The 12,291-nt window shown below is 67.9% G+C and carries 12 protein-coding genes; 4 read left to right on the top strand and 8 right to left on the bottom strand.

Annotation, left to right across the window (positions count from 1 at the left end; all coding sequences use genetic code 11):
• The first annotated feature begins 47 nt into the window (after positions 1-47).
• From ACSQ1W_RS09685 to ACSQ1W_RS09675, 3 genes are read left to right on the top strand one after another with little or no spacing between them, the layout of a single operon-like run.
• Positions 48-1,337 (top strand): TolC family protein, encoded by a 1,290-nt coding sequence (locus tag ACSQ1W_RS09685; protein WP_436043136.1) that lies wholly within the window; start codon positions 48-50, stop codon positions 1,335-1,337.
• Positions 1,334-2,611 (top strand): efflux RND transporter periplasmic adaptor subunit, encoded by a 1,278-nt coding sequence (locus ACSQ1W_RS09680; RefSeq protein ID WP_436043134.1) that lies wholly within the window; start codon positions 1,334-1,336, stop codon positions 2,609-2,611. Before ACSQ1W_RS09685 ends, ACSQ1W_RS09680 begins: the two co-directional genes overlap by 4 nt.
• A gap of 25 nt (positions 2,612-2,636) precedes the next feature.
• Positions 2,637-5,801, top strand: coding sequence for an efflux RND transporter permease subunit (locus tag ACSQ1W_RS09675; protein ID WP_436046157.1), 3,165 nt, complete (start codon positions 2,637-2,639; stop codon positions 5,799-5,801).
• A 64-nt stretch (positions 5,802-5,865) separates the two neighbouring features.
• Here the strand turns inward: ACSQ1W_RS09675 and ACSQ1W_RS09670 are convergent, their stop codons facing one another.
• Positions 5,866-6,849: a diguanylate cyclase gene (locus ACSQ1W_RS09670; RefSeq protein ID WP_436043132.1), complete on the bottom strand. Its 984-nt coding sequence runs from the start codon at positions 6,847-6,849 to the stop codon at positions 5,866-5,868.
• A 242-nt stretch (positions 6,850-7,091) separates the two neighbouring features.
• Between ACSQ1W_RS09670 and ACSQ1W_RS09665 the strand changes: the two genes are divergently transcribed.
• Positions 7,092-7,709: a hypothetical protein gene (locus ACSQ1W_RS09665; RefSeq protein WP_436043130.1), complete on the top strand. Its 618-nt coding sequence runs from the start codon at positions 7,092-7,094 to the stop codon at positions 7,707-7,709.
• Positions 7,710-7,794: 85 nt separating this feature from the next.
• Here the strand turns inward: ACSQ1W_RS09665 and ACSQ1W_RS09660 are convergent, their stop codons facing one another.
• The 7 genes from ACSQ1W_RS09660 to fliM form a co-directional block, all read right to left on the bottom strand.
• Complete coding sequence (locus ACSQ1W_RS09660) at positions 7,795-8,385, bottom strand: TetR family transcriptional regulator (protein ID WP_192267803.1); 591 nt, start codon at positions 8,383-8,385, stop codon at positions 7,795-7,797.
• Positions 8,386-8,597: 212 nt separating this feature from the next.
• Complete coding sequence (gene fliR / locus ACSQ1W_RS09655; RefSeq protein WP_436043128.1) at positions 8,598-9,389, bottom strand: flagellar biosynthetic protein FliR; 792 nt, start codon at positions 9,387-9,389, stop codon at positions 8,598-8,600.
• Between the two features lie 18 nt (positions 9,390-9,407).
• A complete protein-coding gene (locus tag ACSQ1W_RS09650) occupies positions 9,408-9,677 on the bottom strand; it encodes a flagellar biosynthetic protein FliQ (RefSeq protein WP_162338471.1) in 270 nt (89 codons plus the stop codon).
• Positions 9,678-9,687: 10 nt separating this feature from the next.
• Positions 9,688-10,497: a flagellar type III secretion system pore protein FliP gene (fliP, locus tag ACSQ1W_RS09645; RefSeq protein WP_436043125.1), complete on the bottom strand. Its 810-nt coding sequence runs from the start codon at positions 10,495-10,497 to the stop codon at positions 9,688-9,690.
• A gap of 1 nt (position 10,498) precedes the next feature.
• Entirely contained in the window at positions 10,499-10,891 is a 393-nt protein-coding gene (fliO, locus tag ACSQ1W_RS09640; protein WP_192267809.1) for a flagellar biosynthetic protein FliO, read from the bottom strand.
• A gap of 10 nt (positions 10,892-10,901) precedes the next feature.
• The gene (gene fliN, locus ACSQ1W_RS09635; protein ID WP_192267812.1) at positions 10,902-11,249 is read right to left on the bottom strand and encodes a flagellar motor switch protein FliN; all 348 of its coding nucleotides are present in this window, start codon (positions 11,247-11,249) and stop codon (positions 10,902-10,904) included.
• Entirely contained in the window at positions 11,246-12,289 is a 1,044-nt protein-coding gene (gene fliM / locus ACSQ1W_RS09630) for a flagellar motor switch protein FliM (RefSeq protein ID WP_192267814.1), read from the bottom strand. The genes fliN and fliM overlap by 4 nt, the downstream gene beginning before the upstream one ends.
• Between the last annotated feature and the right edge of the window lie 2 nt (positions 12,290-12,291).

The following is a 12,291-nucleotide window of genomic DNA, read 5'->3' as shown; positions in this document are numbered from 1 at the left end:
GACGTCCTGTCGCCCGCGTTCCCTCACCGACGTTCCGGAGACTTCCCATGTGGTTGCGACTGGCGGCATTGGCCGCCTTCGCGATCGCGCCGTGCGTGCACGCACAGGCGCCATCGCCTGCTGTTCCCCCTGAAACACTCACGCTGGACGAGGCCATGGCGCGCGTCGCCCGTGCCCATCCCGACCTGCGCCTGTTCGGTGCCCGCACCGACACCCTGCTGGCCGAACGCGAGGTCGCGCTGCTGCGGCCGGCGCTGCGGGCCGGGCTCGACCTCGAGAACGTGCTCGGCACGGGCGACTCCAGCGGCGTCCAACAGGCGGAAGCCACGCTGACGCTGGCCGGCGTGCTGGAGCGCGGCGGCAAGCTGGATGCGCGCCGCACGCTGGCGCAGGCCCGTATCGACGCGTTGGCGATGCAGCGCGAAACGCAGCGTCTGGACCTGCTGGCCGATGTCGCCCGCCGCTACCTGGCGGTTGCCGGCGCACGGGCGCAACGGGCCATCGCCGCGCAGGACATCGCGCAACGCCGACGTACCGTTGCCGGCGCCCGTCAGCGGCTGCAGGCAGGCGCCTCGCCCGAATCGGTCGTATTGACCGCACAGGCGGCACTGGCGCGTGCCGAACTGGCGCTGGTGCGTGCCGACCAGCAGCAGGCCGCCGCACGCCAGCATCTGGCTGCACTGTGGGGTGAGCGCGCGCCGCGCTTCGAGGTGGTCGCCGGTGATCCGCTGGCGCTGCCTGCGATCGACGACATCGACGTCCTGGCATCCCTGCTGGACGGCACGCCGGAGCTGGCCCAGTTCGCCGACGAGCGCCGGATCCGCGAAGCGCGGGTGCGTCTTGCGCGCACGGCATCGACGCCCGATCTCGACTGGCAGGTCGGCGTGCGTCGGATGCAGGACAGCGGCGATACCGCGCTGGTCGGTGGCGTGTCGCTGTCGCTCGGTAGCGCCCGCCGCGCCGCACCGGAGATCCGCGCGGCCGAGGCGGACCTGGCGGCACTCGAGATCGAACGCGAATCGCGCGACATCGCGCTGTACTCCACGCTGACCGACGCGCACGGCCGCTACCGCGTGGCGCAGGTCGACGTGCAGCGCACGCGCGACGACGTGCTGCCGCGCCTGCTGCGTGCCGAACAGGCCGCCGAGCGTGCCTACCGCGGCGGTGCCATCAGCTACCTGGAATGGGCACAGCTGCAATCGGAAACCACGGCGACGCGTCGCCAGCAACTGGACGCCGCGCTCGACGCGCAGGCGGCCCTGATCGAAATCCAACGGCTCACCGGGCAGGCGTTCGTCGCCGCGCCGGCCGCTCCAGAAGAAGGAACGACCCCATGACCTTGCGTCCCCTGATGAGCGCGCTTGCCCTGTCCCTGCTGCTGGCCGCGTGCGGCGGTGGGAATGGCGATCACGCCGACGACCACGGCAGCGAGGCCGGCCATGGCCACGACGAAGCCGGCGGCCACGGCGAAGAAGAAGCGGCGCGAGGCGAACATGGTGGCCGGCTGCTGGAACAGGACGGCTATCGTGTCGAACTCGCGATTGCCGAGTCCGGTACGCCGCCCACCTACCAAGCCTGGCTGTATCGCGACGGCAAACCGCTGCCGGCGACGGCGGGCAGCGTGGAGGTCCGCCTGGTCCGCCTGGGCGACGTGCGCGAGAACCACGTACTGCAGCCGCAAGCGGATGGCAGCCTGCTGGCGAAGAGCGTGGTCGGCGAACCGCACTCCTTCGACGTCGAAGTGCTGGCCAAGGTCGAAGGCAAATCACTGCGCTGGACCTACGACAGCTACGAAGGCCGTACGACCATCGGAGCGAAGATCGCCGCGGATTCCGGCATCCGTGTCGCAGCGGTGCAGGCCGGCACGATCGCCGACGAGCACGAGGTGCAGGGTCTGCTGACGCCGGTCGAAGGCCGCGTCGCCAATGTCGCCGCGCGTTTCCCCGGTCCGATCCGCCGGCTTGCCGTCAACGTCGGCGATCGCGTGCGGGCAGGCCAGACGCTGGCGACGGTGGAAAGCAACCTGAGCCTGACCACGTATTCGGTCACCTCGCCGATCGGCGGCGTGGTGCTGGCGCGTAACGCCAGCGTCGGCAGCGTGGCCGGCGAGGGCATGACGCTGTTCGAGGTCGCCGATCTGTCCACACTATGGGTGGACCTGCACATCTTCGGCGCCGATGCGCAGCACATCGTGCCCGGCGTACCGGTCACCGTAACGCGACTGAGCGATGGCGCGACTGCGCAGACCACGCTCGAAAGGGTACTGCCCGGCACAGCGACGGCCAGCCAGAGCACGGTGGCGCGCGCGACGCTGGAAAACAGCGATGGCCTGTGGCGTCCCGGTTCGGCGGTGAAGGCGCGCATCACCGTGGAGCAACAGCCGGCAGCGATGGTGGTGCCGCTTGCGGCGCTGCAGACCTTCCGCGACTGGGACGTGGTGTTCGTGCGCGTCGGTGACGTCTACGAGATCCGGCCGGTCGAACTGGGCAAACGCGATGCGCAGCGGGTCGAAGTGCTGTCGGGGTTGAAGGCCGGCGACCAGGTGGTCGTCGAGCAGAGCTATCTGGTGAAGGCCGACATCGAGAAATCGGGGGCTTCGCATGACCATTGAGCGAGGCACTCCCGAGCCGAACGGGATGCTGGAGCGCATCCTGCGCTTCGCCATCGCACACCGCTGGTTGATGCTGGCGTTGACGCTGGCGCTGGTTGCGGTCGGCGTGTGGAGCTTCGGCAAGCTGCCGATCGACGTCACCCCCGACATCACCAATGTGCAGGTGCAGGTCAACACCGAAGCGCCCGGCTACTCGCCGCTGGAGGCCGAGCAGCGCGTGACCTTCACCCTGGAGACGGCGCTGGCCGGCCTGCCGGGACTGGACTACACGCGCTCGATCTCGCGCTACGGACTGTCGCAGGTGACCGTGGTGTTCAAGGACGGCACCGACGTTTACTTCGCCCGCCAGCAGGTGGGCGAGCGCCTCCAGCAGGTGAAGTCGCAGCTGCCCGCCGGCCTGGAACCGGAGATGGGCCCCCTCGCCACCGGCATGGGCGAGATCTTCATGTACACGGTAGAAGCCGACGCGAAGGCTCGCAAGGACGACGGCACGCCGTACACCGCCACCGACCTGCGCACGCTGCAGGACTGGGTGGTGCGTCCGCAACTGCGCAACGTGCCCGGCGTCACCGAGGTCAACACCATCGGCGGCTTCGCACGGCAGATCCACATCACCCCGGATCCGGCGCGGCTGGTGGCGCTGGGCTTCACCCTGCACGACGTGGTGCAGGCGGTGGCGCGCAACAACCAGAACGTCGGCGCGGGTTACATCGAGCGCAACGGCCAGCAGTTCCTGGTGCGCGCGCCCGGACAGGTCGCCGACCTCGATGGCATCCGCGACATCGTGCTGGATCGCCGCGACGGCGTGCCGATCCGCGTGCGTGATGTCGCACAGGTCGGCGAAGGGCCGGAGCTGCGTACCGGTGCCGCGACGCTGGACGGCAAGGAGGTCGTACTGGGCACCACGTTCATGCTGATCGGCGCCAACAGCCGCGAGGTCTCGCAGGCGGTGGCCGCGCGTCTGGCAGAGGCGAACCGCAGCCTGCCGTCCGGCGTGCGCGCAGAGCCGATGTACGACCGCACGTCGCTGGTCGATCGCACCATCCGCACGGTCGCCAAGAACCTGGTCGAAGGCGCGATCCTGGTCGTCGTGGTGCTGTTCCTGCTGCTGGGCAACTGGCGTGCCGCGCTGATCACCGCGGCGGTGATTCCGCTGTCGATGCTGTTCACCCTGACCGGCATGGTGCGCGGGGGCGTGTCGGGCAACCTGATGAGCCTGGGCGCGCTCGACTTCGGTCTGATCGTCGATGGCGCCGTCATCATCATCGAGAACTGCCTGCGCCGCTTCGGCGAATTGCAGCACAGGCTGGGACGCCTGTTGACGGACGAGGAGCGGCTGGACGCCACTGCGTCGGCGACGGCCGAGGTCATCCGGCCCAGCCTGTTCGGCCTCGGCATCATCACCGCCGTGTACCTGCCGATCTTCGCGCTCACCGGCGTGGAAGGAAAGATGTTCCATCCGATGGCGATCACCGTGGTGCTGGCGCTGAGCGGCGCGATGCTGCTGTCGCTGACCTTCGTGCCGGCGGCGATCGCGCTGTTCCTGCGCGGCCGCGTGCAGGAGAAGGAAACGCGGGTGATGGGCTGGGCGCGTCGCGCTTACGCGCCCGTGCTGGCCTGGGCATTGCGTGCGCGCCTCGTCGTGGCAGGAGGAGCATTCGCGCTGGTCGTGCTGTGCGGTCTGCTGGCCACGCGGCTGGGCACCGAGTTCGTGCCCAGCCTGGACGAAGGCGACATCGCCCTGCACGCGATGCGTATCCCGGGCACCAGCCTGGACCAGGCGGTTCGCATGCAGTCCACGCTGGAGGAGCGCATCAAGCAGTTCCCCGAGGTGCACCGCGTGTTCGGCAAGCTGGGCACGGCGGAAGTGGCGACCGATCCGATGCCGCCATCCGTAGCGGATACCTTCGTCATGTTGAAGCCGCGCAACCAGTGGCCGGACCCGCGCAAGCCGAAGGCGACGCTGGTGGCCGAGATCGAGAAGGCGGTCGCCGAGATCCCCGGCAACAACTACGAGTTCACCCAGCCGATCCAGATGCGCATGAACGAGCTGATCTCCGGCGTGCGTGCCGACGTCGCGATCAAGCTCTACGGCGACGATCTCGGCACGCTGGTGGAGGTCGGTGAACGCATCGAAGCGGCCGCCAAGGCCGTGGACGGCGCGGCGGACGTGCGCATCGAACAGGCGACCGGCCTGCCGCTGCTCACCATCACGCCGGACCGCCAGGCCCTGATCCGCTACGGCCTGAATCCCGGCGACGTGCAGGACACGGTGGCGACCGCGGTCGGCGGTGAAGTCGCGGGGCAGCTGTTCGAGGGCGACCGCCGTTTCGACATCGTCGTGCGCCTGCCGGAAGCGATGCGGCAGGATCCCGCGGCGCTGCACGACCTGCCCATTCCGCTGGGCGGTGCCGGCAACGAGGACGAATCGATGCGCGGGGCGAGCTGGCGTTCGGGAACGCCCGGCACGGTGCCGCTGCGCGAGGTGGCGAAGATCGAGACCACGCTCGGGCCCAACCAGGTCAACCGCGAGAACGGCAAGCGTCGCGTGGTGGTGACGGCCAACGTGCGCGGCCGCGACCTGGGCGGCTTCGTCGACGACCTCCGCGAGCGCATCACTGCCGAGGTCACGCTGCCAGCCGGCTACTGGATCGACTACGGCGGCACGTTCGAGCAACTGATCTCGGCCAGCCAGCGCCTCGCGGTGGTAGTGCCGGCGACGCTGGTGGTGATTTTCGCGTTGCTGTTCTGGGCCTTCGGTTCGGCGAAGGACGCGACCATCGTGTTCACCGGCGTACCGCTGGCGCTGACCGGTGGCGTGGTCGCGCTGGCGCTGCGCGGCATTCCGTTGTCCATTTCCGCTGGCGTGGGCTTCATCGCGCTGTCGGGCGTCGCCGTGCTCAACGGACTGGTGATGATCACCTTCATCCGCAAGCTGCGCGAGCAGGGCATGCCGCTGGATCAGGCGGTCGTCGATGGCGCGCTCGGTCGCCTGCGCCCGGTGCTGATGACCGCGCTGGTGGCCTCACTCGGCTTCTTGCCGATGGCGTTCAACGTCGGTGCCGGCTCGGAAGTGCAGCGCCCGCTGGCGACCGTGGTGATCGGCGGCATCGTCTCGTCGACGCTGCTGACGCTGGTGGTGCTGCCGGTGCTGTACCGGTGGTGGTGGGGTAGCCGCGAGAAGCGGTGATGGGGCGGGGAGTGAGTGATGAGCGCGCGCGCTTCCCTCACTCCCCACTCCTCTTCGTTGACTCCTAGAACAGGTCGTCCGCGATCACGTAGCTGTCGCGGCCGGCCATCTTGGCGCGATACAACGCGGCATCGGCACGCGAGAACCAGTCGTGCCAGGTCTTCTCCTGTTCGCGCAGCAGGGCGGCGCCCAGCGAGATGGTGATGCGGCCGCCCGGTCCGCGCAGCGCGCCGCGTACTGCCTTGCGCAGCCGTTCGGTCGTGGCTTCGAGGGCTTCCGTGCTGTCCAGCTCGAGCAGGGCCACGAACTCTTCACCGCCGAAGCGGAACACCTGGTCGTTGCGGCGCATCTCGAAACGCAGGATCGAGGCCAGGTCGGCGATGGCGGCATCGCCGGCCGCATGGCCGTACTGGTCGTTGACGTCCTTGAAATGGTCGAGGTCCAGCACGACCAGGCCGAAGCAGCACTCGCCACGCTGGAAGCGATCGACCGCATCGCCCAGCGCACGTTCCATGCTGCGCCGGTTCGGCACACCGGTCAGTGCGTCGATCGCCGCCAGCCGCTCGAGTTGTGCGCGGTCGTCCTGCGTGCGCGAGGCGAAGATGAGCGAGAACCCGGTGATGAGCCCGGCACTGACGAACACCGACACCGCATGCACGCCGTCATGGAAGAACCCGGGGATCAGCTGCATGCCCACGATCAACGCCACGTTGCAGCCTACGGCCAGCCAACGGTGACCGATGAAGAAGTTGGTCAGCAGCACCAGGTAGGTCCAGGTGAGCGCGGTATGCCCCAGCATCAGGCAGGCACCGAACGTCGCGCAGGAATTGAGCGCCGCCAGCACATTGCCGGCGCGCAGGCTGTCGCCGCTGCGCCAGGCGTAAAGCACGGGAGCCGAGACAGCTAGCACGACGATCAGGTCGAAAGCGGCCTGCGGCCAATGTCCCTGCCAGGCACGGTACCCACCGAACGACGCGATCGTCACCGCCGTGATGGAGCCCAGCAGGACGATGATGTCCAGGCGGAAGTCGCGGCGTGTCGGCTTCATCGAGAGGGCCGGGTGCGGACGCTGGGGGTCGGAAGGTGGCGTGCTCAAAGGAATCGGATAAGCGGACGGAACAGCGCCGCGAGGGCCCGCGCAGTGTAGGCCCTTGCGCGGAGTCGGGAGTGATGGAGATCACGCTTGGCGAGTGCCGGAACGGCGCGGTAATCCATGTTCTGCCGCACGTCATCCATCATTCACCGCGAGACCGGAAGACTCGCGCCCACCTTGGATTGAGGAGGCGGGACATGAGAGTAGTGAGGATGGTGTTTGTCGCGGCGTCGCTCGGCTGGGCGGTCGCATCGGCCGTGCCGGCGCAGGCGCAGACCGTGGGTTACAACGTCCGTACCGGTGACGTATGGGTCGATACGCGATTGGGCGAGATCAACGACTACGGACGCCGCTACCGCGATCCCTTCGTGTCCGAGATGACGGGCTATTACGGCGCGCCGCGTTCGCTCGTGCTGGAACTTCTGGACAGGAAGGGCTGGGCACCAGCCGATGTCTACTTTGCCTGCGCGATCGCGCGTGCGTTGGGTATTCCTTGTCTGGATGTCGTGCACCGCTATGAGCGGAATCCTGGCCAGGGGTGGGGCAATCTGGCCAAGCAGATGGGCATCAAGCCGGGCTCGCAGGCCTTCCATGCGTTGAAGAACGGCGCGGTCGGTACCTACGACCGTTGGGGTTATCCGATCCGTGTCGACCAGCGCGTCAGCGTCGATTGGGCGGAGCATGGGCCGGGGCGCGGCAAGTCTTCGTCTGCGGGCCATCGCGGCAAGCCCGACCACGCAGGCCATCCGGGCAAAGGCAACGGCAACAAGGGAAACGGGAAGGGCAACAACGGCAAGGGCAACGGCCGCGACTGAGCGATCTCCCGTCCCCATAAAACACGAACGGCCTCAACAAGGAGGCCGTTCGCTTTCGGGCAGTGCCTTTACGTCCGTGGACGCTTCAGGCCGACAACGCTTCCAGCGTCTTGAACACCTGCGGTACCGCCATCGCCGGTGTGCCGCCATTCACGGACACGGCACGCAGGCCATGCTGGTAGCTCTGCCAGATCATCTCGTCGGCATGCTGGATGTCCAGGCCACGGAACTCGCCTGCGCCCATGCCACGGCTCAATTCCAGACGCACCGGTTCGCGCATCCGGCGCAGCGCGCCGTTCATCTCGGCCTCCACGGCGGGCGACCAGCGGGCCGACACGCTCCACAGTGCGGGGAAGGCGATGAAGTTGGCCGCGTCTTCGCGGGCCATCCAGAAATAGAAGTCGAGGATGCGCTGCGCGTGCGTCGATCCCTGCGGACGTTCCACCATCGGCGCCTTGCGCCCGGTGTAGTCACGGATGAGCAGCGTGGCGATGATGTCGGCCTTGGTCTCGAAGTGCAGGATGACGCCGCGCGCGCTGAGACCGGTTTCCTCGCCCAGGTCCATCAGCGTGGTCTGGTCGAATCCCTTGGTGAAGAAGAGCCGGCGTGCGGCGGCGAGCACGGCCTCCCGCGTTTCCTGGCTGGTGCGTCGCTTGTGGGTAGGGCTGTGGCTCACAGGCAATCTCCGTTTCGCGGGGGGAGCGCTGCCGCGTCGGGCCGGAGGGTCTCCAGTCCGTTCGCAGGCGTATGTTGCAGCTCCCTCGTCCCCATTCTGCACAAATTCATGCATTTAGTGGAACAGCCCGCGCAAACGCGATGTGAAACGAGGCGCCAGCATCCGCCAAACGTGCGTTCCGACACCTTTTCACATAAGTAACGCGCGTTTCGTCAGGCAGTGATTTGCCGCGCCGCGTCAAACGAAAGGTCGAAGATGCGCTGCACCGGTGGTCCCAGTTCGCCGGCCAGCAGCGCCAGCAGGAACAGGCCAAGCAGCAGGGCAGTGGGCAGGCCGAGCTGGATCGGATTGAGCGCAGGGGCGGCGCGGCCCAGCACGCCGAAAGCGAGGTTCACCGCCAGCATCGCCACCATCACCGGCAGGGCCAGCCCCACCGCGGCACGCAAAATGTGGGTGAACAGCATCGGCGCGACCTCCAGCACCTGCTGCACGTCGGGCAGCGCCGTGCCGATCGGCAACGAGCGGTAGCTGTCCACCAGCAGCGACACCAGCGCCAGATGACCGTTGACGGTGAAGAACAGCAGGCCGAAGGCGAGGTAGAACCACTGGCCGACGACGCCCGAATTCACGCCGCGCAACGGATCGGACATCTGCGCGAACGCCAGGCCGGTGCCCTGCGAGATCAGTTCGCCCGCCATCGCGCCGGCTTCGAAGGCGAGCCGCAGCATGAACCCCATGCAGGCGCCGACGGCGAGCTCGCGCGCCACGTTGAGCACGGTGCTGGCGTCGAAGGCGATGCGATCGGGCGTACCCGGCAGCAGCGGTGCCAGCGCCATCGCGAGCGCACCGGCGATGATGACGCGCACGCGCACCGAGACTGCGCGCGTGCCGATCAGCGGGGCCGCCATCAGCAGCGCGCCGGTACGCAGCATCGTCCACAGGATGGCGTTGATCATGCCGAAGGCCTGCTGGCCATCGATCACCATCTGGGTGGCGGCGTCCATCGCGTCGTATCCGCCGCGTCAGCCGATCAGATGCGGCAGGCGCTGGAACAGCGTGGTGGTGTACTCCACGAGCACGCCGAGCAGGTAGCTGCCGGTGGCGAACAGCGCGGCCGTCAGCGCGATGGCCTTGGCGACGAACGCGATGGTGGGTTCGTTGAGTTGCGTGGCGGCCTGGATCACGCCGATGACCACACCGACGACCAGCACGACCAGCAGCAGCGGACCCCCGACCCAGAGCGCAATCTCCAGGCCACCACGCAGTTCGGTGAGGGCGGTTTCGGGACTCATCGCGTGCTCCTCAGACGCCGTTGAAGCTGGCGGCCAGCGAACCGACGATCAGCACCCAGCCATCCACCAGCACGAACAGCAGGATCTTGAACGGCGCGGACACCAGCATCGGCGACAGCATCATCATGCCCATCGACATCAGCACGCTGGCCACGACCAGATCGATGATCACGAACGGGATGAAGATCAGGAAGCCGATCTCGAACGCGGTCTTCAGTTCGCTGGTGATGAAGGACGCGACGACGATCGGGAACGGCACGGCATCCGGGCCGGTGTAGCTGCCGTGTCCGGCCAGGCCGGCGAACGTCATCAGGTCGGTCTCGCGGACCTGCGCCAGCATGAAGTCGCGCAGCGGGCCGGTGGTCAGCGTCCACGCGGTGGAGAAATCGATCTGGCCGTTGAGATAGGGCGCCATGCCTTCGGCCCACGCCTTTTCACCGACGGGCATCATCACCAGCATGGTGAGGAACAGCGCCAGGCCCACCAGCACCTGGTTGGACGGCGTCTGGCCGGTGCCGAGCGCCTGCCGCAGCAGGCCGAGCACGATGATGATGCGGGTGAACGCGGTCATCGCCAGCAGCGCGGACGGGATCAGCGTGATCGCCGTCATCAGCAGCAGCGTCTGCAGCGGCAGGCTGACGGTGTTGTCGCCGACCTGGCCCACGTTGACCTTCGGCATGGTCGGCAACGTCGGTGCGGTCGGCGCCGCGGGCGCTGCAGCGGCGGGCGCGGCTGCCGGCGCGGTCGCGGCCTGCGCAAAGGCGAGGGTCGGCGCGGCCAGCCACAGCAGGCAGATCAGGGAGAGAATGAAGCGACGCATCTCAGGACTCTTTGCGCAGGCGCTTGGCCAGCAGTTCGGCGAAGTTGGGCATCGTCGGCGCGGGCGCGACGACCAGGGGTTCGGGCAGGGTGTGCAGGGCGGTGATGCCACCGGCGGTCACGCCGATCAGCAACTGCTCCTTGCCGACCTCGATCACCATCACGCGCTCCTTGGCGCCGACCGACAGCATCGACACCACGCGCAGCTGTTCGCTGGGACGGATGCCGAGGCCGCCACCGGGCAGGCGCTTCAGCAGCCAGGCCAGGCCAAGGATCAGGCCCAGCACCAGGATCAGGCCGACCAGCGCGCCACCGATACCGGGCGTGGACGGTGCGTGCTGGCCGATCTTCTGGGCCGGGGCCGCGGCGGTGGCGAGCAGGGCGAAGGCGTGCATGGCGATCGGCTCAGCGCAGGCGGCGGATGCGTTCGCTGGGGCTGACCACGTCGGTCAGGCGCACGCCGAAACGGTCGTTGACCACCACGACTTCGCCGTGGGCGATCAGCGTGCCGTTGACGAACACGTCCAGCGGTTCGCCGGCGCCACGCTCCAGTTCCACCACCGAGCCCTGGTTGAGCTGCAGCAGGTTGCGGATGGGCATGCGCGTGCGGCCGACTTCCAGCGACAGCGTCACCGGCACGTCGAGGATGACGTCCAGGCTCATGTCCATGTCGTTGCCGACGTGGGCGCCGTTGCCGGCAAGCTCGGTGTCGCCGAAGGCGGTGGCGAGGGCTTCTTCGTTCTCGGGAATCATGGCGTGGCGTCCTGGAAGGCGACGGGTGCAAGGGTGGGGCGGGCGTTCGCGGTCTGCTGGTGGCGGCCGCCGGGCGGATGGTGGGCGATGATCTTCACGGCGTTCTGCCCGTTGGAAATGCCGAACTCGCCGGTGAAGACGGGCACCTGCTCGACGCACACCGGCACGGCCTTGGGCACGTCGATGGGCAGGATGTCGCCGACTTTCAGGCGGGTCAGTTCGCGCAGGTTGATGCGCTTCTCGGCCAGCACGCTGGAGACGGTGACTTCGGCGGTGCGCAGCTGTTCGTGCATCGTCAGGCGGAAGCTGTCGTCGTCGTGCACGCGGTCGGACTGGATGCCGGCGTCGAGCAGTTCGCGGATCGGCTCCAGCATCGAATAGGGCAGGGTGACGTGCAGGTCGCCGCCGCCGCCGTCCAGCTCCACGTGGAAGCGGCTGACCACGACGTACTCGCGCGGGCTGACGATATTGGCGAAGTGCGGGTTGACCTCGCTGGTGATGTACTCGAAGTCCACCGGCATGACCGGTGCCCACGCGTCGATCAGGTCGGCGAAGGTCTGCTTCAGCAGCAGCTGGATCACCCGCATCTCGGTGGCGGTGAACTCGCGGCCTTCGATCTTGGCCGGGTAGCGGCCATCGCCGCCGAAGAAATTGTCCACCATGGTGAACACCAGCTTCGGTTCGAACACGATCAGGCCCACGCCGCGCAGCGGCTTGAACTTGACCAGGTTGAGGTTGGTGGGCACGTACAGCGAATGCAGATAGTCGCTGAACTTGACGGTCTCGATGCCGCGCACCGACAGTTCCGCCGAGCGGCGCAGCAGGTTGAACAGGCCGATGCGCCACGTGCGCACGAAGCGCTCGTTGATCATCTCCAGCGTCGGCAGCCGGCCGCGCACGATGCGGTCCTGGCTGGCGAAATCGTAGGTCCGCGCCACGGTAGGATCGTGCGGCGGCTCTTCGGTCTCGATCGCACCGGTGTCGACGCCGTTGAGCAGGGCGTCGATCTCGTCTTGCGACAGCAGGTCACTGGTCATCATGG

Origin of the sequence: Pseudoxanthomonas sp. LjRoot143 (assembly GCF_964252945.1) — a bacterium.
GTDB lineage: Bacteria > Pseudomonadota > Gammaproteobacteria > Xanthomonadales > Xanthomonadaceae > Pseudoxanthomonas_A.
The sequence above is the reverse complement of the archived record's forward strand: the minus strand, read 5'-3'. Positions and strand labels throughout refer to the sequence as shown.

Excerpts from the sequence above, each read along its gene's own strand:
- ACSQ1W_RS09685 (WP_436043136.1), top strand. The coding sequence starts at position 48 with ATGTGGTTGCGACTGGCGGCATTGGCCGCCTTCGCGATCGCGCCGTGC.
- ACSQ1W_RS09680 (WP_436043134.1), top strand. The coding sequence starts at position 1,334 with ATGACCTTGCGTCCCCTGATGAGCGCGCTTGCCCTGTCCCTGCTGCTG.
- ACSQ1W_RS09675 (WP_436046157.1), top strand. The coding sequence starts at position 2,637 with ATGCTGGAGCGCATCCTGCGCTTCGCCATCGCACACCGCTGGTTGATG.
- ACSQ1W_RS09670 (WP_436043132.1), bottom strand. The coding sequence starts at position 6,849 with ATGAAGCCGACACGCCGCGACTTCCGCCTGGACATCATCGTCCTGCTG.
- ACSQ1W_RS09665 (WP_436043130.1), top strand. The coding sequence starts at position 7,092 with ATGAGAGTAGTGAGGATGGTGTTTGTCGCGGCGTCGCTCGGCTGGGCG.
- fliR (WP_436043128.1), bottom strand. The coding sequence starts at position 9,389 with ATGGACGCCGCCACCCAGATGGTGATCGATGGCCAGCAGGCCTTCGGC.
- ACSQ1W_RS09650 (WP_162338471.1), bottom strand. The coding sequence starts at position 9,677 with ATGAGTCCCGAAACCGCCCTCACCGAACTGCGTGGTGGCCTGGAGATT.
- fliP (WP_436043125.1), bottom strand. The coding sequence starts at position 10,497 with ATGCGTCGCTTCATTCTCTCCCTGATCTGCCTGCTGTGGCTGGCCGCG.
- fliO (WP_192267809.1), bottom strand. The coding sequence starts at position 10,891 with ATGCACGCCTTCGCCCTGCTCGCCACCGCCGCGGCCCCGGCCCAGAAG.
- fliN (WP_192267812.1), bottom strand. The coding sequence starts at position 11,249 with ATGATTCCCGAGAACGAAGAAGCCCTCGCCACCGCCTTCGGCGACACC.
- fliM (WP_192267814.1), bottom strand. The coding sequence starts at position 12,289 with ATGATGACCAGTGACCTGCTGTCGCAAGACGAGATCGACGCCCTGCTC.